At 34.9% G+C, this 23,963-nt stretch carries 29 protein-coding genes and 4 pseudogenes; 20 read left to right on the top strand and 13 right to left on the bottom strand.

Going from position 1 to position 23,963, the window contains the following annotated elements; genetic code table 11:
* Nucleotide 1 precedes the first annotated feature (1 nt).
* From OOK90_RS05735 to mdh, 6 genes are read left to right on the top strand one after another with little or no spacing between them, the layout of a single operon-like run.
* Nucleotides 2–259 (top strand): hypothetical protein, encoded by a 258-nt coding sequence (locus OOK90_RS05735; RefSeq protein WP_006279579.1) that lies wholly within the window; start codon nt 2–4, stop codon nt 257–259.
* Between the two features lie 3 nt (nt 260–262).
* Entirely contained in the window at nt 263–631 is a 369-nt protein-coding gene (locus OOK90_RS05730) for an HIT domain-containing protein (RefSeq protein WP_010082356.1), read from the top strand.
* An 18-nt stretch (nt 632–649) separates the two neighbouring features.
* Entirely contained in the window at nt 650–1,003 is a 354-nt protein-coding gene (locus OOK90_RS05725) for an NADH-quinone oxidoreductase subunit A (RefSeq protein ID WP_006279576.1), read from the top strand.
* Between the two features lie 3 nt (nt 1,004–1,006).
* Nucleotides 1,007–1,513 carry a NuoB/complex I 20 kDa subunit family protein gene (locus OOK90_RS05720; RefSeq protein WP_006279574.1) on the top strand — a complete coding sequence of 169 codons (507 nt, stop codon included), beginning with the start codon at nt 1,007–1,009 and terminating at the stop codon, nt 1,511–1,513.
* Nucleotides 1,506–2,078, top strand: a complete 573-nt coding sequence (locus tag OOK90_RS05715; protein ID WP_006279573.1) for an NADH-quinone oxidoreductase subunit C — start codon at nt 1,506–1,508, stop codon at nt 2,076–2,078. Before OOK90_RS05720 ends, OOK90_RS05715 begins: the two co-directional genes overlap by 8 nt.
* A 3-nt stretch (nt 2,079–2,081) precedes the next feature.
* Entirely contained in the window at nt 2,082–3,032 is a 951-nt protein-coding gene (mdh, locus tag OOK90_RS05710) for a malate dehydrogenase (protein WP_209472522.1), read from the top strand.
* 27 nt (nt 3,033–3,059) lie between these two features.
* On the opposite strand, the gene OOK90_RS05705 is transcribed toward mdh, so the two are convergent.
* From OOK90_RS05705 to OOK90_RS05695, 3 genes are read right to left on the bottom strand one after another with little or no spacing between them, the layout of a single operon-like run.
* The gene (locus OOK90_RS05705; RefSeq protein WP_010082353.1) at nt 3,060–3,827 is read right to left on the bottom strand and encodes a TatD family hydrolase; all 768 of its coding nucleotides are present in this window, start codon (nt 3,825–3,827) and stop codon (nt 3,060–3,062) included.
* A complete protein-coding gene (locus OOK90_RS05700; RefSeq protein ID WP_007548581.1) occupies nt 3,824–4,270 on the bottom strand; it encodes an RNA pyrophosphohydrolase in 447 nt (148 codons plus the stop codon). Before OOK90_RS05700 ends, OOK90_RS05705 begins: the two co-directional genes overlap by 4 nt.
* A 34-nt stretch (nt 4,271–4,304) precedes the next feature.
* Nucleotides 4,305–4,922 (bottom strand): AAA family ATPase, encoded by a 618-nt coding sequence (locus tag OOK90_RS05695; protein ID WP_022626414.1) that lies wholly within the window; start codon nt 4,920–4,922, stop codon nt 4,305–4,307.
* Between the two features lie 179 nt (nt 4,923–5,101).
* On the opposite strand from OOK90_RS05695, the gene rsfS reads away from it, so the two are divergent.
* From rsfS to tyrS, 3 genes are read left to right on the top strand one after another with little or no spacing between them, the layout of a single operon-like run.
* Nucleotides 5,102–5,419, top strand: coding sequence for a ribosome silencing factor (rsfS, locus tag OOK90_RS05690; protein WP_264705857.1), 318 nt, complete (start codon nt 5,102–5,104; stop codon nt 5,417–5,419).
* A complete protein-coding gene (locus OOK90_RS05685; protein WP_010963049.1) occupies nt 5,410–5,649 on the top strand; it encodes a hypothetical protein in 240 nt (79 codons plus the stop codon). Before rsfS ends, OOK90_RS05685 begins: the two co-directional genes overlap by 10 nt.
* Nucleotide 5,650: 1 nt before the next feature.
* Nucleotides 5,651–6,901 (top strand): tyrosine--tRNA ligase, encoded by a 1,251-nt coding sequence (tyrS, locus tag OOK90_RS05680; protein WP_007548582.1) that lies wholly within the window; start codon nt 5,651–5,653, stop codon nt 6,899–6,901.
* Between the two features lie 180 nt (nt 6,902–7,081).
* Here tyrS and OOK90_RS05675 read toward each other — a convergent pair whose 3' ends face one another.
* Entirely contained in the window at nt 7,082–7,258 is a 177-nt protein-coding gene (locus OOK90_RS05675; RefSeq protein ID WP_264705856.1) for a hypothetical protein, read from the bottom strand.
* 41 nt (nt 7,259–7,299) lie between these two features.
* Between OOK90_RS05675 and OOK90_RS05670 the strand changes: the two genes are divergently transcribed.
* Both OOK90_RS05670 and OOK90_RS05665 read left to right on the top strand, forming a co-directional pair.
* Nucleotides 7,300–8,256: an IS5 family transposase gene (locus tag OOK90_RS05670; protein WP_209472359.1), complete on the top strand. Its 957-nt coding sequence runs from the start codon at nt 7,300–7,302 to the stop codon at nt 8,254–8,256.
* 7 nt (nt 8,257–8,263) lie between these two features.
* Nucleotides 8,264–8,398, top strand: coding sequence for a hypothetical protein (locus tag OOK90_RS05665; protein ID WP_256437791.1), 135 nt, complete (start codon nt 8,264–8,266; stop codon nt 8,396–8,398).
* A gap of 36 nt (nt 8,399–8,434) precedes the next feature.
* Here the strand turns inward: OOK90_RS05665 and OOK90_RS05660 are convergent.
* Together OOK90_RS05660 and OOK90_RS05655 are read right to left on the bottom strand one after the other, a co-directional pair.
* Nucleotides 8,435–8,908 (bottom strand): annotated as a pseudogene (locus tag OOK90_RS05660) (ComF family protein); the annotation flags it as partial.
* A 23-nt stretch (nt 8,909–8,931) separates the two neighbouring features.
* Nucleotides 8,932–9,764 (bottom strand): annotated as a pseudogene (locus OOK90_RS05655) (IS5 family transposase).
* A gap of 58 nt (nt 9,765–9,822) precedes the next feature.
* On the opposite strand from OOK90_RS05655, the pseudogene OOK90_RS05650 reads away from it, so the two are divergent.
* The 3 genes and pseudogenes from OOK90_RS05650 to OOK90_RS05640 all read left to right on the top strand — a co-directional run.
* Nucleotides 9,823–10,764, top strand: a pseudogene (locus tag OOK90_RS05650) (transposase); the annotation flags it as partial.
* Nucleotides 10,748–11,626: a hypothetical protein gene (locus OOK90_RS05645; RefSeq protein WP_264705854.1), complete on the top strand. Its 879-nt coding sequence runs from the start codon at nt 10,748–10,750 to the stop codon at nt 11,624–11,626. The pseudogene OOK90_RS05650 and the gene OOK90_RS05645, both read left to right, overlap by 17 nt.
* 120 nt (nt 11,627–11,746) lie before the next feature.
* Nucleotides 11,747–12,232 carry a WBM0748 family T4SS-associated protein gene (locus OOK90_RS05640; protein ID WP_264705853.1) on the top strand — a complete coding sequence of 162 codons (486 nt, stop codon included), beginning with the start codon at nt 11,747–11,749 and terminating at the stop codon, nt 12,230–12,232.
* Here OOK90_RS05640 and OOK90_RS05635 read toward each other — a convergent pair.
* A complete protein-coding gene (locus tag OOK90_RS05635; protein WP_007551030.1) occupies nt 12,229–12,720 on the bottom strand; it encodes an SH3 domain-containing protein in 492 nt (163 codons plus the stop codon). The two genes, OOK90_RS05640 and OOK90_RS05635, sit on opposite strands and share 4 nt — an antisense overlap.
* A 70-nt stretch (nt 12,721–12,790) precedes the next feature.
* On the opposite strand from OOK90_RS05635, the gene OOK90_RS05630 reads away from it, so the two are divergent.
* Nucleotides 12,791–14,155: a pyruvate dehydrogenase complex dihydrolipoamide acetyltransferase gene (locus OOK90_RS05630; protein WP_264706184.1), complete on the top strand. Its 1,365-nt coding sequence runs from the start codon at nt 12,791–12,793 to the stop codon at nt 14,153–14,155.
* 69 nt (nt 14,156–14,224) lie between these two features.
* A complete protein-coding gene (locus OOK90_RS05625) occupies nt 14,225–15,049 on the top strand; it encodes a hypothetical protein (protein WP_209472386.1) in 825 nt (274 codons plus the stop codon).
* 45 nt (nt 15,050–15,094) lie between these two features.
* Here the strand turns inward: OOK90_RS05625 and OOK90_RS05620 are convergent, their stop codons facing one another.
* The 5 genes and pseudogenes from OOK90_RS05620 to ndk form a co-directional block, all read right to left on the bottom strand.
* The gene (locus OOK90_RS05620) at nt 15,095–15,325 is read right to left on the bottom strand and encodes a hypothetical protein (protein WP_264705852.1); all 231 of its coding nucleotides are present in this window, start codon (nt 15,323–15,325) and stop codon (nt 15,095–15,097) included.
* Nucleotides 15,322–16,154: pseudogene (locus tag OOK90_RS05615) on the bottom strand (IS5 family transposase). Before OOK90_RS05615 ends, OOK90_RS05620 begins: the two are co-directional and overlap by 4 nt.
* Before the next feature lie 27 nt (nt 16,155–16,181).
* Nucleotides 16,182–17,234: a KAP family P-loop NTPase fold protein gene (locus OOK90_RS05610; RefSeq protein WP_264705851.1), complete on the bottom strand. Its 1,053-nt coding sequence runs from the start codon at nt 17,232–17,234 to the stop codon at nt 16,182–16,184.
* 3 nt (nt 17,235–17,237) lie between these two features.
* Nucleotides 17,238–17,843 (bottom strand): recombination mediator RecR, encoded by a 606-nt coding sequence (gene recR / locus OOK90_RS05605; protein ID WP_264705850.1) that lies wholly within the window; start codon nt 17,841–17,843, stop codon nt 17,238–17,240.
* 1,106 nt (nt 17,844–18,949) lie between these two features.
* Entirely contained in the window at nt 18,950–19,369 is a 420-nt protein-coding gene (ndk, locus tag OOK90_RS05600) for a nucleoside-diphosphate kinase (RefSeq protein ID WP_209472382.1), read from the bottom strand.
* Between the two features lie 113 nt (nt 19,370–19,482).
* Here ndk and OOK90_RS05595 point away from each other — a divergent pair, with 113 nt between their 5' ends.
* The 3 genes from OOK90_RS05595 (at nt 19,483) to OOK90_RS05585 (ending at nt 22,128) form a co-directional block, all read left to right on the top strand.
* On the top strand, nt 19,483–20,304 hold the full coding sequence (locus OOK90_RS05595) for a hypothetical protein (protein ID WP_209472381.1): 822 nt from the start codon (nt 19,483–19,485) through the stop codon (nt 20,302–20,304).
* Nucleotides 20,305–21,252 carry a ferrochelatase gene (gene hemH, locus OOK90_RS05590; protein ID WP_264705849.1) on the top strand — a complete coding sequence of 316 codons (948 nt, stop codon included), beginning with the start codon at nt 20,305–20,307 and terminating at the stop codon, nt 21,250–21,252. It abuts the gene before it with no gap.
* 78 nt (nt 21,253–21,330) lie between these two features.
* Complete coding sequence (locus tag OOK90_RS05585; protein WP_209472377.1) at nt 21,331–22,128, top strand: hypothetical protein; 798 nt, start codon at nt 21,331–21,333, stop codon at nt 22,126–22,128.
* A 3-nt stretch (nt 22,129–22,131) separates the two neighbouring features.
* Here OOK90_RS05585 and gshA read toward each other — a convergent pair whose 3' ends face one another.
* Nucleotides 22,132–23,292 (bottom strand): glutamate--cysteine ligase, encoded by a 1,161-nt coding sequence (gene gshA / locus OOK90_RS05580; RefSeq protein WP_010963085.1) that lies wholly within the window; start codon nt 23,290–23,292, stop codon nt 22,132–22,134.
* A gap of 115 nt (nt 23,293–23,407) precedes the next feature.
* Here gshA and hslV point away from each other — a divergent pair, with 115 nt between their 5' ends.
* Complete coding sequence (gene hslV / locus OOK90_RS05575; RefSeq protein ID WP_006280198.1) at nt 23,408–23,962, top strand: ATP-dependent protease subunit HslV; 555 nt, start codon at nt 23,408–23,410, stop codon at nt 23,960–23,962.
* Nucleotide 23,963: the final 1 nt, after the last annotated feature.

Here is a 23,963-nt window from a genome sequence, read left to right as displayed (position 1 = left end):
TATGAGTGAAGCTAAAAAAATAGAGGAAAGACATCATAGTCTAACTGTTCCTGGGGATATGTATCACTTACAACCAGGAGTTATTACTGGAAAAAGGGTAAGTGGAATAGAACCCTTTTTGAAAGAACAGCAGGACATGGTAAAAGTAAGGGAACTTGTAAGCTCTTTAAATCTTGAAGATGCTTCTGGTGAAGCGATAAAACCACTATCTACACCTAATGTAGAGAAAAACGAAGAAAGAGGGAAAGGTCGCTCTTAAAATATGAGCAATGAAGTTTATGATAGCGATAACATCTTTGCTCAAATATTAAGAGGTGAGTTACCTTGTGAGAAGGTACATGAAAATGAAAATGTACTAGCTTTTCATGATAAGTACCCTGACGCACCAGTTCATATTTTAGTTATATCAAAAAATCAATATATTTCATATGATGATTTCATTCTAAAAGCTCCTGAAGAGGAAATAGCGGATTTCTTCAAAACTGTAAGAGAGATAGCACACAAATATAATCTAGAAAAAACAGGATATAGATTAGTCACTAACTACGGTGAAAATGGAGAGCAGGTTGTACCACACTTTCACGTGCATATTTTAGGTGGTAAAAAGTTAGGAAAGCATGTAAACTCATAGTGTTATATGTTTTGTTAAATGAGCGAATATTTAACCATAGTAATCTTTATCTGCGTATCAATTGTAGTATCTTTTGCTTTAGGTATATTGCCTATGTTTCTTGCAGTGAGTAAGCCAGATGGTGAAAAGCTTTCCACATATGAGTGTGGCTTCAATCCACTATCCAGTGCAAGGAAAAATTTTGACATTAAATTTTACCTAGTTTCAATATTATTTATAATATTTGACTTAGAAATTGCTTTTCTTTTTCCTTGGGCTGTTTCTTTATCTAAGATAAGCTATGGTGGATTTTGGTCTATGATGGTATTTCTTGCAATACTCACTATAGGTTTTATCTATGAATGGTGTAAAGGTGCATTAGAGTGGGAGTAGTTTATGACAAATCAAATTCTATCTAATGATGACTGGGGTCGTTATAAAAAAGAAGGGTTTCTTGTCACTAAATTTGGTGATTTAACAGATTATGTAATGAATTGGGCAAGGTCTGGTTCATTGTGGCCAATGACATTTGGTCTTGCATGTTGCGCAGTTGAGATGATGCATACTGCATCCAGCCGTTATGATCTTGATAGATATGGTATAATGTTTCGTGCAAGCCCACGTCAATCAGATGTGATGATTGTTGCTGGCACACTAACTAATAAAATGGCAGCAGCATTGCGCAAGGTTTATGATCAAATGGCAGACCCGAAGTATGTTATTTCCATGGGAAGTTGTGCAAATGGTGGTGGTTATTACCATTACTCTTATTCAGTAGTCCGAGGCTGTGATAGAATTGTGCCAGTTGACGTGTATGTCCCTGGATGCCCACCAACCGCTGAGGCGTTGCTATATGGAATGCTATGCCTACAAAACAAAATAAAACGGACTCGGAATGGATAAAACTGCAAAGTATATACAAAAAAAGACCAAATGCGAGTGCATTCAAAAAGATGATGGCATTATTGTAATATATTCAACTTTAGATGAAATTGAAAAGTACCTATTCTTTCTACGTGATGATGAAAAGTGTAGGTTTGAACTATTAGTTGATATTTTTGGGGTTGACTATCCAAATAGAGAGAAGCGTTTCGAGCTAATATACAATCTGCTCAGCATTGTGCATAATATTAGAGTACACATAAAGCTTCAGTTATGTGAAAGCGACATGCCTCCAAGTGTAGCGAAGATATTTAGTACGGCTTTGTGGTTTGAGCGTGAAGTGTTTGATATGTATGGAATAGAGTTTTCTGATCACCCTGATTTGCGTAGGATTCTAACAGACTATGGATTCAAAGGTCATCCAATGTTAAAAGATTTCCCTCTCACTGGTTATGAGGAAGTAAGATATGATATAGAGACAAAAAAGGTTGTGTATAATCCTATAGATTTACCGCAAGATTTTCGTATGTTTGATAGCTTATCGCCTTGGGAAGGTAAAACCATAAAAGTAAATACAAAGGAGTAGAAAATGACAGTACAAAGAAAAAAAATATCTTTAATCGGTGCAGGAAATATCGGTGGAACTCTCACCCATATGATTGCACTAAGGGAACTCGGTGATGTTGTTTTACTTGATATTAGTGATGGAATACCACAAGGTAAAACACTCGACATAGCAGAATCATCCCCTATTGATGGATTTAATGTCAATATTACTGGCACAAATAGGTATGAAGATATAAAAAACTCCGATGCAATTATAATAACCGCTGGCATCGCTAGAAAACCTGGAATGAGCAGGGATGACCTCCTGCAAACCAATGCTAAAGTAATGAAGGAGGTTGGCGAAAATATTAAAAAATATTCTCCAAACGCGTTTGTAATAGTGGTTACCAACCCTTTGGATGCCATGGTTTCAGTGGTGCATAAATTTTCAAACCTTCCAACTAATATGATTGTTGGCATGGCAGGAGTGCTTGATTCTTCCCGTTTTCGTTACTTTCTTGCAAGTGAGTTAAATATCTCAGTTGAAGATATATCTGCTTTTGTGCTTGGAGGACATGGCGACACTATGGTACCACTAATCAATTGTGCTTCAGTTGCTGGAGTTCCACTTACTCAAATTATCGATATGGGTCTTATCACACAGAAAAAAGTCGATGAAATAGTTGAACGCACTCGCAATGGCGGTAAAGAAATAGTTGATCTGCTTAAGTCTGGATCTGCATACTACGCTCCTGCATCTTCAGCTATATGCATGTTAGAATCATATTTAAAAGATAAGAGGCGCATATTACCATGTGCTGCTTACCTTAATGGTGAATATGGTGTAGAAGAGTTGTTTATTGGTGTTCCTGTAATTATTGGAAAAAACGGAATTGAAAAGATCCTAGAAGTTAAAATGAATGATAGTGAACAAGAAATGTTTAATAAGTCTGTAAACTCGGTGAGAGAGCTGGTGAAATCTTTAGGTTCATAAGCAAATTAATGGTTTTATAGAGCTTCTTTATAGCTCAAACAGCCTAAAAAAGTTGCTTGTGGTTACCTTCGCTACTTGTTCTGGTGACTCATTCCACAACTCTGCCAAACAATCAACAACGTATTTCACCATTGCTGGTTCATTCTTTTTTCCCCTATAAGGCTCAGGTGATAGATATGGTGCATCAGTTTCGACTAAAACACGCTCGCGTGGTACATTTTGTGCAATTTCTCTGAGTAAGCTCGCATTTTTAAAAGTAATAATTCCAGAAAATGAAATATATAACCCCAAATCTATAGATTGATAAGCAAGTTCTTTAGAGGAAGCAAAGCAGTGCATTACTCCACTAAAAGCACCGGCTTTCATTTCTGACCTTAACATATCGATCATCTCATTATCAGCGCTTCTTGTGTGAATAACTAAAGGTAGTCCAGTTATTCTTGACGCTTCTATATGTAATGCAAAACTTTTTTTCTGATTGTCTTTGTTGTCAGATTTATAAAAATCTAACCCGGTTTCACCGATACTAATTACCTTTTGGTTCTTGGTAAATTCAACTAATTCATCAACATGTATACACTCACCGTTTTCTATAGCAGCATCAAGCGGATGTATACCAACAGAGGAGTAGACCTGATCATAGGATGAAGAAATTTTTAATAACTTAGGAACATCGTCAATGCTTACGCATATGTTATGCAAAACCTTTACACCATTTTGCTCTGCCCTTGAAATTACTTTTGGTATTTCATCGTCAGAAAAATAAATCAAGTGGCAATGAGAATCTACTATCATGAGCTTATTGTTGAGGCTTTTATTATAGAAGAAAACTCTTCTATCACTGTTTTATAAACTTCTTTTTTAAATGATATAGCACTGGCTACTAAACTATCTATACCTTGCCAACGCCACTCTTTGAACTCTGGATGACCAGTATAATTAATATCAATGTCCTCATCCTCTCCGCAAAACTTCATTAAGAACCACCTTTGCTTTTGACCAGAATATTTTCCATTCCAGCATATTGGTATAACTTCTTCAGGCAAGTTGTAGTATATCCAATCCTTGCTTTTAGTTATAACCTTTACTTTATTAGTACCAACCTCCTCTAGCAACTCACGTAACGCTGCTTGTTCCAGTTCCTCACCATCATCAACACCTCCTTGTGGCATCTGCCAGTAAGAATCGCTATCAAAGCGTTTTCCAATAAAGGCATGTCCTTGTCTGTTAAATAGCATTATGCCAACACAAGGACGGTACTTATCTTTCTGCTCAACCACGAGTACGCTCTGTTTTTAAATGATTTGTTACAGAAGTTTTAATTAATTTTCCATTTTTTTCTTTCTTCATCTCTTCAACAATTTTCTTTGCAACTTCCTTTGCACTCAAGTTCGAGTTATCAATTTCAAGCGAACCCTCAGGTATAAATAGCCTTTTCCCTTCAATTTTCTTTATAGCAAAATCCGGATCAGTAATTTTATTTTCCTGATATCTCTCTTCTGATTGGACACGTCTTACTAGTTTTTCATTATTACAATGTAATACTACAGAAAAAATTTCCATGTCCATTTTTTTACTTAAATTTACCACTGAGTTATATAATCTTTGGTCATAGGGATCACCCTCTATCAATTCATTTGTAAATATATAATGTTTTGATTTTACGTAGTGTTTTTCCAGTATTGCTAATACATTTTCCCTAACTGCAAAAATTTTTTCCCATAGGTCATCTGGAACTTCAGCGTTTTGTAATTTAACAATATCAAATATAATATTATTGAATAGATTATTGCTTACTATTACTGCACCAATGATTTTACACAGTTCCTTTGCAGTAGTAAACTTACCACTGCCTGGAAAGCCGATTAAGTAGATGAGAGTCTTGCCCATAATGAATACTAGTAAAAAGCTATTTTCAATTATATAAAAAGTATATACATTGTACATGCTAAAAACATGATGATAAAATAGATGCAGGTAATACCTTTAACAAGTAGTTGCGTTGAAAATAGTTCATATTTAGAAATTTTGAGTATATAATTATAAATGAATCATATAACCTGTAAACAATGCTTAGCGATATGGAATCGATAAGAAGTACAATTGAAGAGATAATAGATCAAAATAAAGGTCATGATATAGTAACTTTTGATGTGCAGAATAAAACCGTTATTGCAAAATATATGATTATTGCATCTGGTAATTCAAGCCGTCACGTTAAAGCTTTAGCTGAGCACGTAATAAAAAGCCTCAAGCCACATGATAAAATAGATGTAGAAGGTATGGATGAAGGCAATTGGGTAGTTTTGAATTTTCAAGGCATAATGGTTCACATATTCAGGCCGGAAGTAAGGGAGTATTATAAAATAGAAGAGTTATGGAACTGATTGCCTGGATAGCTGGTGCACAACTGCACAAACGTTGTAATTTTGAAGGCAACTCCTGCACAGGTAGTGGTGTCATGAAAGTAGCTGACACTGGAATCCAGTTTTTCATGCAATTTCATCGGAAACGTTGTATAGTGTGCTTGTTTATAATTAAGTTCCAGTGTCTGGGCACTGGCTTCTCTATTAGGGTTACCTTCGGCATTAATGATAGGATAGACTGGGGTTTATAAAATGAAACACGCATCTGAATTTTTAAATTTCATCCAAGAAAGAGGGTACCTATACCAATGCACAAACATTGAAGGACTAGATCAATTATTATTGCAGAGCAATTATATAGTTGCATACATTGGGTTTGATTGCACAGCACCAAGTCTTCATGCTGGTCACCTAATTCAGATTATGATGCTCTGTCACCTACAAAAATTTGGTTATAAGCCGATAGTCTTACTTGGAGGTGGCACAACAAAAATTGGTGACCCATCCTTCAAAGATAAAGCAAGAAGCATCTTGCCTGTAGAGAACATCAATCAAAATACATCCAGTATAAGGAGAATATTAGAGAAAATGGTGTCTTTTAATGACAGCAAGACTGGTGCAATGATAGTAAATAACGCAGATTGGTTGGATAACATAAAATACATAGATTTTTTGCGTGATATAGGAGCTTATTTTTCTGTAAATCGTATGCTAAGTTTTGATAGTGTGAAAACCAGGCTGGATAGAGAGCAAACCTTAAGCTTTCTAGAATTTAATTACATGCTATTGCAAGCTTACGACTTTATTGAATTAAACAAAAAATATGATTGTCGTCTGCAGATTGGAGGGTCAGACCAGTGGGGAAATATAGTAAACGGAATTGAACTTGGAAAAAAGTTGAATTTACCTGAGCTATTTGGCCTTACCATGCCTCTTTTATTAAATGCACAAGGAAAAAAAATGGGCAAAACTGAAAGTGGAGCAGTGTGGCTTGATGATAATATGCTAAAGCCTTACGACTACTGGCAATATTTTCGCAACGTTGATGATCAAGATGTTGGACGTTTTTTAAGATTGCTCACTGATGTGCCAATTGATGAGATTAGAAAATTAGAGTCTTTAAAGGATCAAGAAATAAATGAAGCAAAAAAGGTCTTGGCAACAGAAGTGACAAAAATATGTCATGGTGACAAAGAAGCGGAACTTGCACAATTTGCTGCAATTTCTGCTTTTGAGAATGAAGATAGCTCACTACTTCCTGATTACATCATAAAAAAAGAACAAGTTGCAAGCGGCATATCCTTAGTAGACCTACTACATGACACCGGTTTTGAACCTTCAAAAGGCGCTGCAAAGCGTTTAATACAGGGCAACGGATGCAAGATTAATGATAATGTTGTAAACAATATTGATCATGTAATAAATTTCGAAAGCTTTAAAGATCAGCCATTTATAAAATTATCTGCAGGAAAGAAACGCCATATAAAAGTTGTGGTAGATTAGGTCTCGAAGTAAGAAAACAAATTTTATACAAGTGAGAAATTAGATATGGAGCAAATTTTCAAAATTCGAGAATTATGTATAAAACAACTGGAAAGATAGTAGAAAGCGAAATTCTATTATATATAGCTAAAGTGGCTTAGGTTTACCTACAATTTGAAAAACAACAAATTCGTCATTCCGCTACTCATTAGCGGAATCTATACCGCGAATGAATCCATAACTGTACGGACATTGCAATTTGGGCCTACCAGGAGGGCAATGCCTCTTATCCAAGTACCCTCTTCTTGTCATCCCAGTGCTTGACACTGGGATGGCTTTGTTGCATAGCAACTGAAAAAATCTGGTGGCTACTGACAAAATTCATTATAAAATAGCCATTTAACCTTGAGAGAAAAAATATGCCACAAAAAATGAGGGTCAGTAACCATAGCGAATATAACAAATTTCTAGAAAAAAGAGGAAATATTTTTCATTATATCAACGAAGCCATAGAAAAGTGGTACGAGAATGGTCCAAAAATACCAGGTGGCAACAATATTTATAGCGATAAAGTTGTAATTTTGGTGCACATAATAACTTGTTTATTTAGAATAGGCCTGAGGCAAACAGTTGGGTTTATAGCAGGATACCTTGAGCAAATTGGGAAAAATTTGCAAGTTATCAGCTATTCACAATCATCAAGAAGGTTTAAGAAACTCAATATTAAGATCAATGATTGCAGAATTGATAAAAATAATATGGAAGATATCGAAATTGCTATAGACAGTACAGGAATTAGTATATACAACAACACTCCTGGTCATAGCAAAGAAAATAGCGAAGATAGAAAGTATCGCAGCTATGAACAGACAAGAAAATTGCATGTAATGTTGAATACAAACAGCAAAAAAGCCATAGCTGTAAAATACAGTAACGGTGTCTACTCTGATCACTATGGAGCTTGTGATTTGCTAAAAGAAGTCGATTTTCAGTATGTCATAAAAGTACTATATGCAGATAGGGCATATGACAGAGAAAAGCTCTATAAGCTGTGTAATCAATATGGTATAAAAACGAAAATTCCTCCGAAAAACAACGCAGCAGAGCATCCAAAGTTAGACTATATGGCTGAGAGAAATTCTGCAGTCAAGCTCATAAAGTCATATGATGAAGATAGTATAAAGAAGTGGAAAAAAGAGATGAGTTATGGAAAAAGATCTTATATAGAAAGTTTTTTCTCGCGACTGAAACAAACATTCGGGTTTAGTTTTAGGAATAAATCTGAGACAAATAGAGAGAAGGAACTACTTGTTAAATGCTATTTGCTCAATAAGTTCACTGATATTGGTATGGCTAAATTTGAGATAGCTTCATAAATTTATTGTGCGTTACCTACTATCCGAAGAGCGATGCAACAAAGCCATCCCAGTGTCAAGCACTGGGATGACACCCTCCTTGGCAAACAATGTTCGTACAGCTATGTGCGTGACGCTGGCGCTGGAATCTAGAAAAAAATAGATCCAAGTAGTCAAGCTACTTGGATGATACTGACTGCTAATTTTTTATGCAAGAGGTCCAATCATTCACCGTTCTTGCAAGTGATAGCACTCTCACTTCTTTTGCACCGGAGTTTAAAATTTCCTGAGAGCAAGATCTTACAGTTGCTCCGGTTGTTACCACATCATCAACTAATATCACGATTTTATTTTCGATAATTTTCTTGTTGCTTGTTTTAAAAGCCTTCTTTAAATTTTTTTCACGCTGTTTAAGTGAAAGACCAGCTTGAGGCGCAGTATGGCGAAGGCGTTTTATTGCAAATGGCGTATAGGATAAATTGGACAACTTACTCAATTCTTTTGCAAGCAGTGCTGCTTGATTATATTTACGTTTAAACAAGCGCATTTTATGTAACGGTATAGGGATTATGATCTCTGCGTTCTGAAATGTATCCTGATTAGCTTGGTGTATCCACTTTGCATAGATTTTTACGTAATTCAAATTATCAAAAAATTTGAAATTTATAATCAGAGGTTGTCCGGAAACTAGTAAATTCAAGCATATTCCCTCTTTAACATAACCCTACTCATAGCTAGGTATATGAAATTCTCAGTGGATGTTGTGAGTAAATCATACTCCTTCGATAGCCTTCTATTCCTATTAACCCAAGCAAAAGTCCTTTCTACAACCCATCTTCTTGGCTGTACTTTAAACCCTTGTTCTCTTGTTGGTAGTAGCTCAGGTGGCGTATCTTTGTGCACCCAAAATCTACATGGAGGCCTTTTAACAATTTCAATATCTATGTCATATTCTTCCTTTATGTGATTCTTTAAATTTCTTCCTTGGTATCCCATGTCAGCCCACATTTTTTTAACTTTAGTATATTTTGTTCTCATATTGTTTAATGCTATTTTAATACCATCTCTATCATTTTCGTTAGCAGCGCCTACGTAACAACCTAGTATAAAACCCTGAGTGTCTGTAATTATATGCCTTTTTCTACCCTTTACTTTTTTACTTCCATCATAGCCTTTGATCCCCCCTTTTCTGTAGTCTTTACAGATTGACTATCTACTATACAGGCACTCGGCTGCTCATTCCTTCCTATTTTTCTTCTACTATATTTTGTAATTTCATAATTCATTTTCTCAAAAATTCCCTGCTTCTTCCATTGCCTGAACTGCTCATACACAGTCTTCCATAGCGGAAAATCATTTGGTAAATACCGCCATTGACACCCTGTACGCAATACATAGAAAATTGCTTCTAATATTTCTCTTTTGCTATACTTTGGCGGCCTTCCTCCTTTCTTGTATGATACTCTGAAGTGTTTTTCTATTCTTGCCCATTCCCTTTCGCTTAGATCTGTTGGATACTTTTTTCTCATCTTTACCCCGTACTAAAATTTCAGATATTATAGCCTTTTACTTGTTTCCGGACAACCTCTTAGACAACGTGCTAATCTAATTGAAAATGCAGCTAAACATACTCAACGTATGCAAAAAGCGCTAATTCAAATGAATATTCAATTACACAAGGTTATTAGTCATATTACTGGGATAACTGGTATGAAAATCATTGAAGCTATAATTGAAGGCGAAAGAGATCCTGAGAAATTGGCTAAATTCAGGGATGCACGAATAAAAAATGATCAGTCTACTATAGCAAAAGCGTTAGCTGGTGATTATAGAGAGGAACACTTGTTTGTGCTAAAACAAGAATATGCAGCATATACTTTTTTTCAAGAGCAAATAACGGGATGTGATAAAAGTATAGAAAATTACTATAAAACATTTGAAACAAAGTCGAATGAGAACAGGGCATTGAATAAGACACGAAAGAGAAAACAGAAGAATAGTCCAGATTTTGCCGTAGATGAAGATTTATATCGAATAACGGGGATGGATTTTACTAGAGTTCCAGGACTTGATGTATTAAGTATACAGGCTATCATTTCAGAAACAGGTATAAATCACAATAAATGGAGGACAGAAAAGCATTTTTCTTCCTGACTCGGATTAAGTCCTGCTAATAAAATTACAGGAGGGAAAATTATTGGAACAAGAACTCGTAAAGTTGTTAATCGTGCTGCAACTGCCTTGCTACTTGCTGCTCATTGTGTATCAAGAAGCAACACTGCACTTGGTGCATACTGCAGGAGGTTAAAGAAGCGACTAGGGATACCAAAAGCGATCACTGCTACAGCAAGGAAATTAGCATGTATTTTTTATAATATGCTAAAATATGGACAAGAATATGTAGAAAAAGGAATGAACTATTATGAAACACTCTACAAAGAGAGAGTAGTCAAAAATTTGACTAAAAAAGCAAAGGAATTTGGTTATATACTAATGAAAGAGGAGCCGATAGATGAAGAAGGTTCTTAGGAGTTTCTTAGAAGAAAAATTAAAAGAGATAATCAAGGAACATCTGAAAAATAAGAAACCAGATCTTGAAAAAAATAATGAAAAATCCTATGATCATAAAAATAAAGATGTTTATACAGATGACTTATCAATAAAATTTGATCGTATTAAAATAGAAGCGTGGGGAAGTGGTGAAGCAGGTCATATACAAGGTAGTGGCTGTGACAATCAAAAATGCCATTCTACTGAAAGCGGAGTAGGGATGCCAGGAGATTATATTAAAGCTAAACTGAAAATCGATCCTAATTATCCTATAATTAAGGTGCAAGTCACAGAGGGAGGGGGTAACCAGGAAAGTAACTTCTCAGATAAGGACGGGGGACCTGTTTTCATAGAAATGTGCAATTCGCAGAAGCAACATTGCCAGCAACTGATTACTGTTGCAGGTGGAGGTGAGTATAGAACATACGGTGGTAAGGGTTATGAGGAAACAGTAATTCATAAGCAAGATTTAAAGCTAGAGGAGAAAATTGTAAAGGCAGATAAACTGAAGTCTACACAAGACAATCAAATAGCATATATAGAAAATGGTGAAATCAAGTATGAAACAGTAGAGTGTGGAAGTGGTTTGAGAAGCAGTAGATCTGGTGCAGGTGGCTGCATTAATAAAAGCAAAGGAATTTATGGTAAAGGCTCTCCAGGGTATGTGAAGATTAGACCTATTATAAAGGAATTTGACGAAGAAGAAATAAATGCTGCTATTAAAAAAGTAATAGAGGATCTATACGATCTTGAAACTATGACTGATTTTTGGGTAGGGGATCTTAACGTGAATATAAGTGGGATAATTAAAGAGGAAGTCAAAAAAGAATTATCAAGGTAAAAAGATATAGCTCTGGAAATGATGCTCTTGTTTTAATAATTAATTAAAGTAAAGCATGTAGTAAATGGTGTAATTGCTGTATCTTAACAAAAAGGTATAACGAATGTAGGAGGGTGCTTTATGTCTCTAAAGAATAAAATTTCTGAGTTAATAGAACAACAATTTAGCATTAAATACCATGACAATTATTTGGCTTACACTATACATAATTGGGCTGCAAGCGAAATATCTGATTCTATTACTTTTTGCATAATTGGTTGTGGAAATTGCAAGATTGGATATCAAGATGTTGCAAAGTCATTCAACATAACAAAAGACGAAATTGACCAAGGTAATATTGCAAGCATAGAAAGTAAAATAAAAAGTGAAGCTGAAAAATCAGGTAGCGAGTTTTCTGAGTTGATTTCTAGAGTGGATCAATCGCTAAAAGAGCAGAGTGAAAAGTCTATTGTACAAATTTTAGATTCATCCGCTGAGGAGATGTTAAGGAGTTTCTGTGATAGCCCTGTACAGTCTCCAGAGCCTCAAGAACCCTCTGCTTCATCTGAAGAGCATGCTACAGAAGGCCCAGAAACTAGTGTTAATTCAGATCTTTTGTCAACCTAATCAACCCCATATATATGTTTTTTTTGTACCCATGCTTTGCGTTTTGGGGTGGAAAGAAAGCACCATTCTTCGTTGCATTTTTCTATCTTCATCACAACAAACTTGTCTATTTTCATAGTAATCTTGCTGTCTACACTCTGTTTTTGATATCCATAAGTATCTTCTTTTACAATCGCGTAGCGCTTATCACTAAGAAGATTGCCTTTTATCCATCCGCAGTCTTCATCTATATCGCAGACCTTTTTCCAACTCTCAAACTCTTCTATCACTTTCAGGGGCAGATTTTTGCAAGTGTATATCCATTTTACAGGATAGTGAAACCCTGGCCCCGTTCTCATGTTGATCTTATTTGATTTGGTTGAAACAAAGTTGTTAGCAAACAAGCTATGGCTAAATAATAAAAACAATAGGATAATAGTACTGAACCAAGATCCCAGTGTCACGCACTGGGATAACGTGAGGGATAGTGTAACAGACTTATTCATCATAATTCACGATTAGGTTGACATAAGATAAAGAGTAAATTAAAAATTGAATAGATCTTTAAATGCAAAATCAATGCCTATAGAAATATTAATGCCTGCTCTTTCACCGACAATGAGCAAAACTGGAGGAAAAATTGTAAAGTGGCATAAAAAAGAACAAGACAAAGTTGAAGTAGGCGACGTAATTGCTGAGATAGAGACTGATAAAGCCATAATGGAGTTTGAATCTATAGATGAAGGAGTCATAGCAAAAATTTTAGTAACAGAAGGAACAAGTGGCGTGTCTGTAAATCAACCAATAGCTTTAATGCTGGAAGAAGGAGAAGATGAAAGTGCACTTAACAACTATACTTCAACTTCCATCAATAGTGCAGTTAAAAAGGAAGTGACAAAAAGTGCTGTTGATAATCAAAAATCAGAACACCAAGATTTAAACGGAAAGCCAATAAGTCATTCTTCGGTGTCATTCCAGCGCGTGACGCTGGAATCCAACCCCTCAATGTCATCCCAGTGCTTGACACTGGGATCTAGAAAAGAAGAATGGATCCCAGTGTCAGCTACTCAGATGACAGAGGGTTATGCAGAAGGTAGAACAAAAATAAGCCCATTAGCTAAGAAAATAGCTCAAAATGAAGGGGTTAATGTGCAGCAATTAAAAGGTACAGGACCATATGGTCGCATAATTAATGCTGATGTGTTGGAGTTTTTAGGCAGTGGTATACATACTGAAAGTCCTGAGAAAGATACCATAGTTGAAGTAAGCAACATGCGCCAAGTGATAGCACAGCGCCTGACTGAATCAAAACAGAATGTTCCACATTTTTATTTAACTGTAGATTGCCAGGTTGATAAGTTAATATCGTTAAAAAACGAGATTAATTCAGCAGATGAAAACAATAAAGTAACAATTAATGATCTAATCATAAAAGCTGCAGCTTTCAGCATGAAAAAATTTCCTGATATAAATTCTTCGTGGATAGATAATAAAATACTGAGATATTCAAATATAGATATTTCAATCGCTGTGGCACTTGAAGATGGGCTAATTACTCCTATAGTAAAAAATGCTGATAAAAAGGGTATTTTATCTATATCAAAAGAAGTGAAAGATTTAGTAAGCAGAGCAAGATCTGGAAAATTGAAACCTGAAGAGTTTCAAGGAGGAGGGTTTACTATCTCCAACTTAGGGATGTTTGGTATAAAAGCCTTCAGTGCTATAATCAATCCGCCGCAATCTTGCATTATGGCAGTTGGTGCATCTAAAAAACAACCAATTGTTATGAATGAGAAAATAGAAATAGCAGAAATAATGACAGTAACGCTCTCTGTTGACCATAGAGCAGTTGATGGGGCACTCGGAGCAAAGTTTTTAAATGCCTTTAAGCATTATATAGAGAATCCTCTGGTGATGCTTATTGAAACTGCGGTAATCTATTAGCATTGTTATTACAAAATTAATACCTCTAAGTTTATACTTTTATTAGTTAATAGGTTTAGAGGTAAAAAAATGAATACTACAGTAGAAAAAAATAATCCAAAAATTTTTCCTCAAAATGAAGGAAAGATTAACTCAAAAGGCATGGTTGCCCCACCTGTTCCTCCGAAATCTTCCCAAGCTAAATTTACTGGAATAAAAGCAATTTTTGAGCGAAATGTACCTCATTCTCAAGCAAATGATAGTAATAAAACAGTGAGTAGCAATCTTGGAAGAACATTTGGCCCAACAATGCAAAAACTCATGGAAGACAACATTCATAGCACTCCTAACAAACAACGCCGCAATTCAGGGGATAGTGGTATCAGTGATATTAGTAGCAGCACTTCTGATGATGAGGATAGAACAATAAAAGATAAAATGATGGAAAATGTTAAGCAGGATAACCATCAAAAAAGCTTTGATTTACATAAAGTACAAGCAACTGATGAATTAGAAACCGTAAAATTTCTCAAAACGCTAAGCAAGAAAGAAAGAGAAAAACTTGGTTTTTCTCCTAAACAGCAAAATAACCAAAAGGTTGAGACTAGCAAAAAAACTTATAATCCACTTGATTGGAATCCAATCTATCAAGGTAAAAAGCTCTTTAGCTTAGGCAATATGTCGAGTAATTCGTCTTCATGTAGTGAAAAAAGCAATATTTCAGATGTAAGCGATAAGTCTAATAATTCAAACATTGTTAGATGTAATATTACTAGGAGTAACAGTAAGGAAGACCTTCGTAAACCTGATGCTTCACATAATGACAAATCTGCAGGTAAAAAATTATCTAATGTCAATGTAAGCGAATTAATCAGAAAGTTTGAACAAGGTAATGACATAGTAAAAGGGCGTTAATCAAATGTTACCCTATCTTTGTATATGTAAAGGTAGGGTATCTTTTCAAAATAGTATATCCTTTATAGCTTTGTTAATTTTTGACTCCCTCTCTGCAAAAGCAGTTTCTAGAGAGGTTTTAAGTTTTTCCCATTCTTCTTGACCATTTAGAACTAAAGATTTATATTCATTTTCAATTTTTTCCAATGCTCTTTGATATGAAAAACCTAATTCCTCATATATATCAATATTTATCGATTGCAGTATTAGAGGTTGTCCGGAAACTAGTAAATTCAAGCATATTCCCTCTTTAACATAACCCTACTCATAGCTAGGTATATGAAATTCTCAGTGGATGTTGTGAGTAAATCATACTCCTTCGATAGCCTTCTATTCCTATTAACCCAAGCAAAAGTCCTTTCTACAACCCATCTTCTTGGCTGTACTTTAAACCCTTGTTCTCTTGTTGGTAGTAGCTCAGGTGGCGTATCTTTGTGCACCCAAAATCTACATGGAGGCCTTTTAACAATTTCAATATCTATGTCATATTCTTCCTTTATGTGATTCTTTAAATTTCTTCCTTGGTATCCCATGTCAGCCCACATTTTTTTAACTTTAGTATATTTTGTTCTCATATTGTTTAATGCTATTTTAATACCATCTCTATCATTTTCGTTAGCAGCGCCTACGTAACAACCTAGTATAAAACCCTGAGTGTCTGTAATTATATGCCTTTTTCTACCCTTTACTTTTTTACTTCCATCATAGCCTTTGATCCCCCCTTTTCTGTAGTCTTTACAGATTGACTATCTACTATACAGGCACTCGGCTGCTCATTCCTTCCTATTTTTCTTCTACTATATTTTGTAATTTCATAATTCATTTTCTCAAAAATTCCCTGCTTCTTCCATTGCCTGAACTGCTCATACACAGTCTTCCATAGCGGAAAATCATTTGGTAAATACCGCCATTGACACCCTGTACGCAATACATAGAAAATTGCTTCTAATATTTCTTTTTTGCTATACTTTGGCGGCCTTCCTCCTTTCTTGTATGATACTCTGAAGTGTTTTTCTATTCTTGCCCATTCCCTTTCGCTTAGATCTGTTGGATACTTTTTTCTCATCTTTACCCCGTACTAAAATTTCAGATATTATAGCCTTTTACTTGTTTCCGGACAACCTCTTACCAAAAATGAAAACAAATTCGGATCAGGTAATTCTTCTCTTGTGTGATTCAGAAGACACAGCTTTATTTTTTTTACGCAGTATTCTATTGTTTTTAACGATAGTGACAGGCTTTCTGCATAAAATATAAAACTATCTACAATCAAATTTTTTGACTTTTTCGGTAATTTAATATTTTCAAATAGTTCTTTTGTAAATTTTTCTATCGGTTGTTTTGGCAAATGTAAAGAGAGATCAGTAAAAGATTTTAGGTCAAAATTTGGTCCAAGTATTGTGCTGATTGCTCTTTGTACATTACTCTTATCTTTACTTACAGAAATAATGAAAACCAGCCCCTCCACATCAAGCATATACTTTATAGATTCCAAAAAATCGACAACGAATTTAGGACGGCACACATCAAGATTATCCACCATTATATAAATGTTTTTGTCTTTTCTGATTTTATGAACCACATCCGCTAACTGTGTTTTAAAATCTCTAGTACTCTCTTTTCTTCTTTGGAGAAGACTTAATTCACTCAAGACAAAACCTATGTCTTTTTTATCAGCCTCTTTTGCAGCATCAAGAAATACTGAAAGCATAGCAAGTGGAGATTTACTGATCAGCTTTCCTAGTGTGTTTAGAGAAAATAGCTCTTGGTTTATGTTCTTGAACTGTTGTATAACACTTCTTTTTACTTTATACGATACAAATAAATCTTCAAATAGGAAATTTAAAAAAGAAGGCAGTGGTTGGTCCAATGCATTGATATCCCATGCACTATAATAAGCTGCAATTTCATTTTGCTGTTTTAACTCTTTTACCCATTCTTTCAAAAAAAACGTCTTGCCCCATCCATCATATCCTTCCAAAGATATTATTGTAAAAGACTGATCAATTGTTTTAATTATATTGTTAAATTTACCTGAAAATTGCTTATAGTTTAGACGGTCATTTTCCCAAGCCACCACTTTAAGTGGTGGCGCTATTTCTTTCTTTTTGAATGTTATTAGCGATATAAGTTTTTTTAAGCACATGTCTTATTTTATATTTAACTCATATTCTTGTCTTGAAGTAAGTGCTATCCTCAGCGTTCCTTCATCAAGATAGTCAATTTCTCCGCCCATTGGTATGCCGCAAGCAAGACGTGATATTTTCACATCCAAATTTTTTAGCAATTCAATTATATATTGTGCAGTAACTTGACCCTCTAATGTCGGATTAATTGCGATAATTATCTCTTCAATTTTAGACTCTGTCACTCTTTTCAGAATAGTGTCAAGGTTGAGTTCTTTTGGACCTATGCCATTTATTGCAGACAATCTGCCACCCAAAACATGGTATAAACCTGAATATATATTTCCTTTTTCAAACGCCCATAGATCACCTAATTCTTCTACTACACACAGTAACTTAGTTTCACGTTTTGGGTTAGTACAAATAGAACAAGGTGACTTAGTATCTAGATTTCCGCAAACTTCACACTCTATTATAAGATCTGCTAGCTCTTTAATCAAAGATGCAAGTGGTAGCATAACTTTTTCTTTGTTTTGGAGTAAATGTATAACTAACCTGCGTGATGATGATGGCCCTAAACTTGGCAATTTAGAGAAAGCATGAACTAGATTTTTTATGTTAACGTTCATTCAATAAATTCAGAATAGGCAGTCAAATGGTAACATCAAACCCTTTGTAAAGAAAGTGGTAAGTTTCTCTTGATCCCACTTTGATCAGCTATAGAAAAAATTTTTTACTTTAACGAAAAAAATTACTTCCGCACACTTAAAGCCTGATTATAATAGACTTCTTGCATAACCCAAACTAAGTAGAAAAAAGGTATCATCCAAGTAGCTGACACTGGTTCCTTTATGACGGCAGTACCTTCTCCTGTCATCCGAGTAGCCGACTACTTGGATCCAGGAAATTTAACTCTACCAAGTAAATGTACAATAAGAACTAGATTCCAGACTGGAATGACAGCAGTCCTACGTCATACCGCGATTCATTCTCGGTATCTCTAGATCCCGCTAACAAGTAGCGGGATGACGGTTGTCAGGCTAGCTGTCATCCCAGTGCCCAGACACTGGGATCCAGAAATTTTAATTGTAAGTAAGCATACTGGGTTGATAAGTATAAAAGTAGCTAGAAAATAAACATTTTTGATGAGATTATATGGAAAACTGGATGCCAGTGTCAAGCACTGGCATGACACCCTTCACGGACTTTTAAATTACTTTAGCTATAAATATTAAGAAATTTACCAAATGAAAAAAAAGGCAAAAGAAGCCCTGGGGTTATTATCCGCTTTAAAATATTGGCGTTTTTTATGTTTTAAACGCTTGACAAGCGAGATTCAGCCGCTTTTAATTGCAACTAACTTACGCTGCAAATGTTTAAGAAATTTACTAAGCAGAAAAAAAGACAAAGAATCCCCGAGTTAGCTAGTCTTTTACTATCTCTGTCGAGTATTGGCATTTTTTGATGTCTTGTAACGCTTTATAAGCGCGTTCAGCTTATTTAGATAAAAACCTAGATGTAGATGAAGCTTTGTAAAGACATACAGTATCTATATACTGCAAAAAATTGAACATAAGACGCCGATACATTAAGTAATCCTTACCTTTTAATCTGCAGATTGGCGAAAGCAAATACAATAGCTTCATTTTCATGATAAGGGGGCTGGCGGAGGGTGTCAAGCAAGTTTTTTCGTTTCTATGTTGTCAGCTACTTGGATGACGCCAATCTGAGTTAACTACACCAACTCACATTCAGCAAAAAAGAAAGCTATCTCCTTACGAGCATTTTCTAGACTATCCGAGCCGTGGACTCTATTTTCACTAATATCATCAGCAAAATCACCCCTGATTGTGCCTTTATCTGCCTGCTTTGGATTGGTAGCTCCCATGATTTGTCTGTATTTACTTACTGCATTTTCACCAACTAAAACTTGAACTACCACAGAACCAGAGGTCATAAACTCTACTAATTCCCCAAAAAAAGGCCTATCTTTATGAATTTCATAAAACAGCTCTGCTTGTTTTTTTGTTAGTAACATCATTTTTTGTGCTGTGATTTTCAGCCCAGATTGTTCGATGTAGGAATTTATATTGCCTGTAATATTATTTTTTACTGCATCAGGTTTTAATATCGAAAGTGTTCTCTCAATTGCCATATTATTTCCTTATATAAAATAGTATATTTATAGATTTATTTTATTGTAAATTTTGATTTGATAAAAGCAGTTTTTTATTTATAGTTAAGAATAAACCATCAAGGAGGTATTGTATGGGTGAATGTTGTAAAAATAACACTACTAAACAAGCTGAGCCTACCACTAAAAAACAAGCTAAATCTACTACTAAAAAATTAGTAAGTAACTTTAAGTCATCACTTTTTTGTGGAACAAAAGGATTTTTAACTTTTAATTTGGCCTTTTTAAGCTTTTTGGAATATAGCTTACATCATAATACAGAATTAAAAAAAGGTGCTGCTTTTGCAATGAAAAGAAACACTATTCCATTTCTTGAAATGACAATCATAGCACCGCTTGTTTGTTTTGCACTGCCAGCTATGCTAGGCAGTATGAGCCTCATGCAATGCGCACTTTTATGTGCTTCCTTAATGATTGCCACATGTTTTATTGTCAGAACTTTTCATCTGCGTGAGAAGTTAATGGAAAAAATCACTAACCATAGTAGAAAAGAAATAGACGCGGAATTTAAGAAAGATACTATAAAATTTCCTATCTTTGATCAAAATAGAAAACACACCGAGTATAATTCGCCTAACTCAGGGCGACTACTGGATGAAACAAATAGCACCTCTCTTTTCGTTAAAGTTTTACTTTTTCCCCTCAAGGTTCTTCTGAATGTCCTGCAAAGTTGTATAATGCTATCTTTAGCTGCTGTTGAACTTCTTGAAACGGTACCAAGTCTTTTTGTCGATACATTTTTCGATTGGAGCTTCACATCTACCAAGAGTAACCTGCAGAGATCAGGTCATTTATTGTATGCAAGTGTAAGAAATTTAGTGCCCATAACTAAATTTGATGAGTGTGTAGCTAATTTTATAGGCACCCCAAAAGTAACTTGTTGTAGTAGTGCGTAGGTGAAAAAGGCAGTTATCCTATTTAACCTTGGCGGACCTAATTCATTGAATGCGGTTCTTCCTTTTTTATTCAACCTTTTTTATGACAGGAGAATAATCAATCTACCGAATCCCTTTCGGTTTCTTTTAGCAAAGTTTATATCTGCGAAACGAGAAAATACTGCACGAGAAATATATGAGCAAATCGGAGGCAAATCGCCGATTTTGGATAATACGAAAGCACAAGTTAATGCTTTAGAACTAAAATTAAATGAAGATAGAAACCATGTATACAAGGTATTCATCTGCATGCGCTACTGGCACCCTTTTGCCGACGAAGTTGTTAAAAGTGTAAAACAATTTGATCCTGACGAAGTAATTCTGTTGCCACTGTATCCACAATATTCAACTACCACAACTCTGTCATCCATCGAGAATTGGCAAAAAAATGCTAAACGGTATGGCCTAAAATGCAATACAAAAATGATTCACCGTTATTATGATAACCAAGATTTTATTGAAGCTCACGCTAATCTGATAGCTAAGTACTATAAATTGGCTAGCAAAATCGGTAAACCAAGAGTCCTATTTTCAGCCCATAGCTTACCTCTTAGTATCATTAAAAAGGGCGACCCTTACGCTTCACAGGTAGAAAGAAGCGTAGAGTTAATAGTAGAAAAGTTAGCTATCAATAACTTAGATTGGTCAATATGTTATCAGAGTAAGATTGGTCCTGTAAAATGGCTAGAGCCAAGCACTGAAAGTGAGCTATTACGCGCAAAAGCTGATGGTGTACCTGTAGTTCTATCACCTATATCTTTTGTTTCTGAGCATTCAGAAACTCTAGTTGAACTTGATATAGAATATAAAGCAATTATCAAGGATGGATATTACTTTCGTGTGCCAACTCTCAGTACCGATCCCTTGTTTATAAAATGCTTAGCCGATTTGTGCATAAATCTCCCTTAAAGTCCTGATTCATAGGGCTTTTCTTTTAGGATTTTATGTGATAGAATAACAGAAATTTATTATTTTATTAACTATTTTATGCTAAACAAGCTAAAAAAGAAATCTAACACGCCCGCACAAAAGGTACATGATGCTTATAATCATGATATCAGAAAGGTAATCTGCATCACAACAGGTTTAACAGCCCTATTGTGTAAGATTTCACTGCAATTTTGCTGCGAGTTCATTGACAATAATAGATCCAATATCTCCTTTATAAAGAATGTTGCCCGATGGGTGAAATTTCCGACATCTACCCTATACATTGCCCATTCTGCATTTATCTTACGGGATTTGGTAAAAGATTATAAAGACCCTAAGGGTAAAAAAGAATTAGCAAAAATTTTGGGTAAATCGGCTAACCTTGCAAGCAGCACCATAGAAGCATTGATGATGTTGAAAGTCATCCATTTTTTGGCTAGAGGTAATGCAGATGTAACAAGTTATATTAGTTCAACATCAACGATCCTATTTTTGTTCATTTCAGAACCTATAAGCTATTATTATACATGCAAGAAATATCTGGATAATAAGGATCCTGAAAAGTCTGCTAAGTGTAAGAAGGACCTTATTATCAGCACATTAACTTTGTCGTTAGGTTTATTAAACTTCATATTAAGAAGGATAGAAACTCCAACTATACCAATAAACTTGGGTAGTGGTATAATCTATAATTTCAACTTAAGCGTAACAGTCAGCATAATATATAGTGCAGTATTTCTTGCAGTTCAACTTGATAAGTTGTTTAATCAACCTGTCAATGATGATCCTTCCACTGAACTTGATGATGTTCATAATATAAACGGTCATTCTAATGACAGCACTGTAGAGGTATAAGAATTAGGGATGAAAAGATTTTATTTCTACTGCCAACGCTAGTACTGCTAATTTGCTAACAATACTCCAAAGTGATAGAATTTTACCTTCTACAACCTGGCTAACATCATGAAACTCACAGTCAGTGGCATTCAAGCTAGAATATACATCTTTTCTGCTATTACATCGGTATAAGTAACATGTTGAAGTATCTCCTATATAGTATATTAGCGGTTCTGCAGAACTGCTTTTAAACATGTCAATGGTTGGTACACCTTCTTGTATAATAACGCTATTGATTGCTATTCCTTCTTTTATCTTTTTCATTTTATGACGCTTTTTTTTATTGAGGTTTAATATTTCCTCTCCACTTGTTGCTGTTATAATGCCCATCCCATATGTGCCATTGCTTGCTTTGATAAAAACGTAAGGTTGTGTTTTTATTTTATATTCTTCGTATTTTTTTTGCACTAGAGATAATATTTGGTCAACTTTAGTTGCTACTGCTCCTAGTGACAAATCATCATCAAAATCAACTCCATCACAGCTCTCTGTAAGCACAGAAATTAGCCATGGGTCTATTTTAAATTTGCCACAAAACTCAGATGCTAATTCTTGATAGATTTCAAAATACTTAAATTTCTGCCTGCTATGCCAACCGTATAGTGGGCTTGGTACTATATCTTGCTTTACGTCTTTCAGCGTGTCTGGAATGTGGCTCGTCATATCACGGTTCAGTATAATAACATCAGGCACAAATCCTGAAGTTGTCTTTAGCAGAGAGTTTTCTTTCACAACAGTTTCATACTGTTCTATTAAATTGTATACTTCATTATATAAAAGGCCAATTCTAGTCTCAAAACCTGCGAGTTGTAGTATTTTCTCTATAACAAATACGTTTTCTATATACATTTTATTGCGTGTATAATTTTCCGGTATTATAAGAACCTTTTTGTATTGATGTCTTTTAAAATAGCTTTTTATCAATCTTGCTGCCATCGTTCTTGATTCTTCACTTAAGTTATTGAACCCCGCAGGAAATAAATTAGCGTCTACTGGAACGATTTTATAGCCAGAGTTTCTAAGATCTATAGAGCTATAAAATGGCGATGTAAGGCCATTAAATTTTGCTTCGAACCAATTATTTATACTTTTTTCCAAGTCTGGGTGAATTATGTTTTGCATCTGCACTTTAAATGTTATAAGGAAGGTATTATATTATAAGCTATAGTTGAACATATTTAGTAAATTTGACTAAAGATTAAAGTATAATGAGATTCTTATTTAAAGTGATAGAAAAATGATTCAACACGATAACAATAAAATGTATGGCACTACTATATTATCAATTAGAAAAGATAAAAGTGTAGTAGTAATAGGTGACGGACAAGTTTCACTGGGCCACACTGTTATAAAATCTGGAGCAAAAAAAGTTAGGCGTCTTTCTGGTGATTCCGTAATTGCTGGATTTGCCGGGGCAACAGCCGACGCATTTACTCTTTTTGAAAGATTAGAATCTAAACTTGACAAGCACCCAGGGCAATTAATGAGAGCATGTGTTGAACTTGCAAAAGACTGGAGAATGGATAAATATCTGAGGAAATTAGAAGCTATGATGATCGTTGCAGATAAATCTATTTCATTAGTAATTACGGGAACAGGTGATGTTCTTGAACCTGAAGATGGAGTCGCAGCTATTGGCTCTGGGGGAAATTTTGCTCTATCTGCAGCAAGAGCTTTAATTGACATTAAAGGAATATCAATAGAGGAAATTGCGAAAAAGGCTATGAAGATAGCTGGCGATATATGTGTTTATACAAATCATAATGTAGTTATTGAAAAGATAGAGGAGTGAT

It is taken from the genome of Wolbachia endosymbiont (group A) of Ancistrocerus nigricornis, assembly GCF_947250785.1.
GTDB lineage: Bacteria > Pseudomonadota > Alphaproteobacteria > Rickettsiales > Anaplasmataceae > Wolbachia > Wolbachia pipientis.
This window is presented reverse-complemented; position numbering and strand designations above follow the sequence as displayed.

Coding starts and splice junctions, on each gene's coding strand:
- OOK90_RS05735 (WP_006279579.1), top strand. CDS start 2: ATGAGTGAAGCTAAAAAAATAGAGGAAAGACATCATAGTCTAACTGTT.
- OOK90_RS05730 (WP_010082356.1), top strand. CDS start 263: ATGAGCAATGAAGTTTATGATAGCGATAACATCTTTGCTCAAATATTA.
- OOK90_RS05725 (WP_006279576.1), top strand. CDS start 650: ATGAGCGAATATTTAACCATAGTAATCTTTATCTGCGTATCAATTGTA.
- OOK90_RS05720 (WP_006279574.1), top strand. CDS start 1,007: ATGACAAATCAAATTCTATCTAATGATGACTGGGGTCGTTATAAAAAA.
- OOK90_RS05715 (WP_006279573.1), top strand. CDS start 1,506: ATGGATAAAACTGCAAAGTATATACAAAAAAAGACCAAATGCGAGTGC.
- mdh (WP_209472522.1), top strand. CDS start 2,082: ATGACAGTACAAAGAAAAAAAATATCTTTAATCGGTGCAGGAAATATC.
- OOK90_RS05705 (WP_010082353.1), bottom strand. CDS start 3,827: ATGATAGTAGATTCTCATTGCCACTTGATTTATTTTTCTGACGATGAA.
- OOK90_RS05700 (WP_007548581.1), bottom strand. CDS start 4,270: ATGCTATTTAACAGACAAGGACATGCCTTTATTGGAAAACGCTTTGAT.
- OOK90_RS05695 (WP_022626414.1), bottom strand. CDS start 4,922: ATGGGCAAGACTCTCATCTACTTAATCGGCTTTCCAGGCAGTGGTAAG.
- rsfS (WP_264705857.1), top strand. CDS start 5,102: ATGCTTAGCGATATGGAATCGATAAGAAGTACAATTGAAGAGATAATA.
- OOK90_RS05685 (WP_010963049.1), top strand. CDS start 5,410: ATGGAACTGATTGCCTGGATAGCTGGTGCACAACTGCACAAACGTTGT.
- tyrS (WP_007548582.1), top strand. CDS start 5,651: ATGAAACACGCATCTGAATTTTTAAATTTCATCCAAGAAAGAGGGTAC.
- OOK90_RS05670 (WP_209472359.1), top strand. CDS start 7,300: ATGCCACAAAAAATGAGGGTCAGTAACCATAGCGAATATAACAAATTT.
- OOK90_RS05645 (WP_264705854.1), top strand. CDS start 10,748: ATGAAGAAGGTTCTTAGGAGTTTCTTAGAAGAAAAATTAAAAGAGATA.
- OOK90_RS05640 (WP_264705853.1), top strand. CDS start 11,747: ATGTCTCTAAAGAATAAAATTTCTGAGTTAATAGAACAACAATTTAGC.
- OOK90_RS05635 (WP_007551030.1), bottom strand. CDS start 12,720: ATGATGAATAAGTCTGTTACACTATCCCTCACGTTATCCCAGTGCGTG.
- OOK90_RS05630 (WP_264706184.1), top strand. CDS start 12,791: ATGCCTATAGAAATATTAATGCCTGCTCTTTCACCGACAATGAGCAAA.
- OOK90_RS05625 (WP_209472386.1), top strand. CDS start 14,225: ATGAATACTACAGTAGAAAAAAATAATCCAAAAATTTTTCCTCAAAAT.
- OOK90_RS05610 (WP_264705851.1), bottom strand. CDS start 17,234: ATGTGCTTAAAAAAACTTATATCGCTAATAACATTCAAAAAGAAAGAA.
- recR (WP_264705850.1), bottom strand. CDS start 17,843: ATGAACGTTAACATAAAAAATCTAGTTCATGCTTTCTCTAAATTGCCA.
- ndk (WP_209472382.1), bottom strand. CDS start 19,369: ATGGCAATTGAGAGAACACTTTCGATATTAAAACCTGATGCAGTAAAA.
- OOK90_RS05595 (WP_209472381.1), top strand. CDS start 19,483: ATGGGTGAATGTTGTAAAAATAACACTACTAAACAAGCTGAGCCTACC.
- OOK90_RS05585 (WP_209472377.1), top strand. CDS start 21,331: ATGCTAAACAAGCTAAAAAAGAAATCTAACACGCCCGCACAAAAGGTA.
- gshA (WP_010963085.1), bottom strand. CDS start 23,292: ATGCAAAACATAATTCACCCAGACTTGGAAAAAAGTATAAATAATTGG.
- hslV (WP_006280198.1), top strand. CDS start 23,408: ATGATTCAACACGATAACAATAAAATGTATGGCACTACTATATTATCA.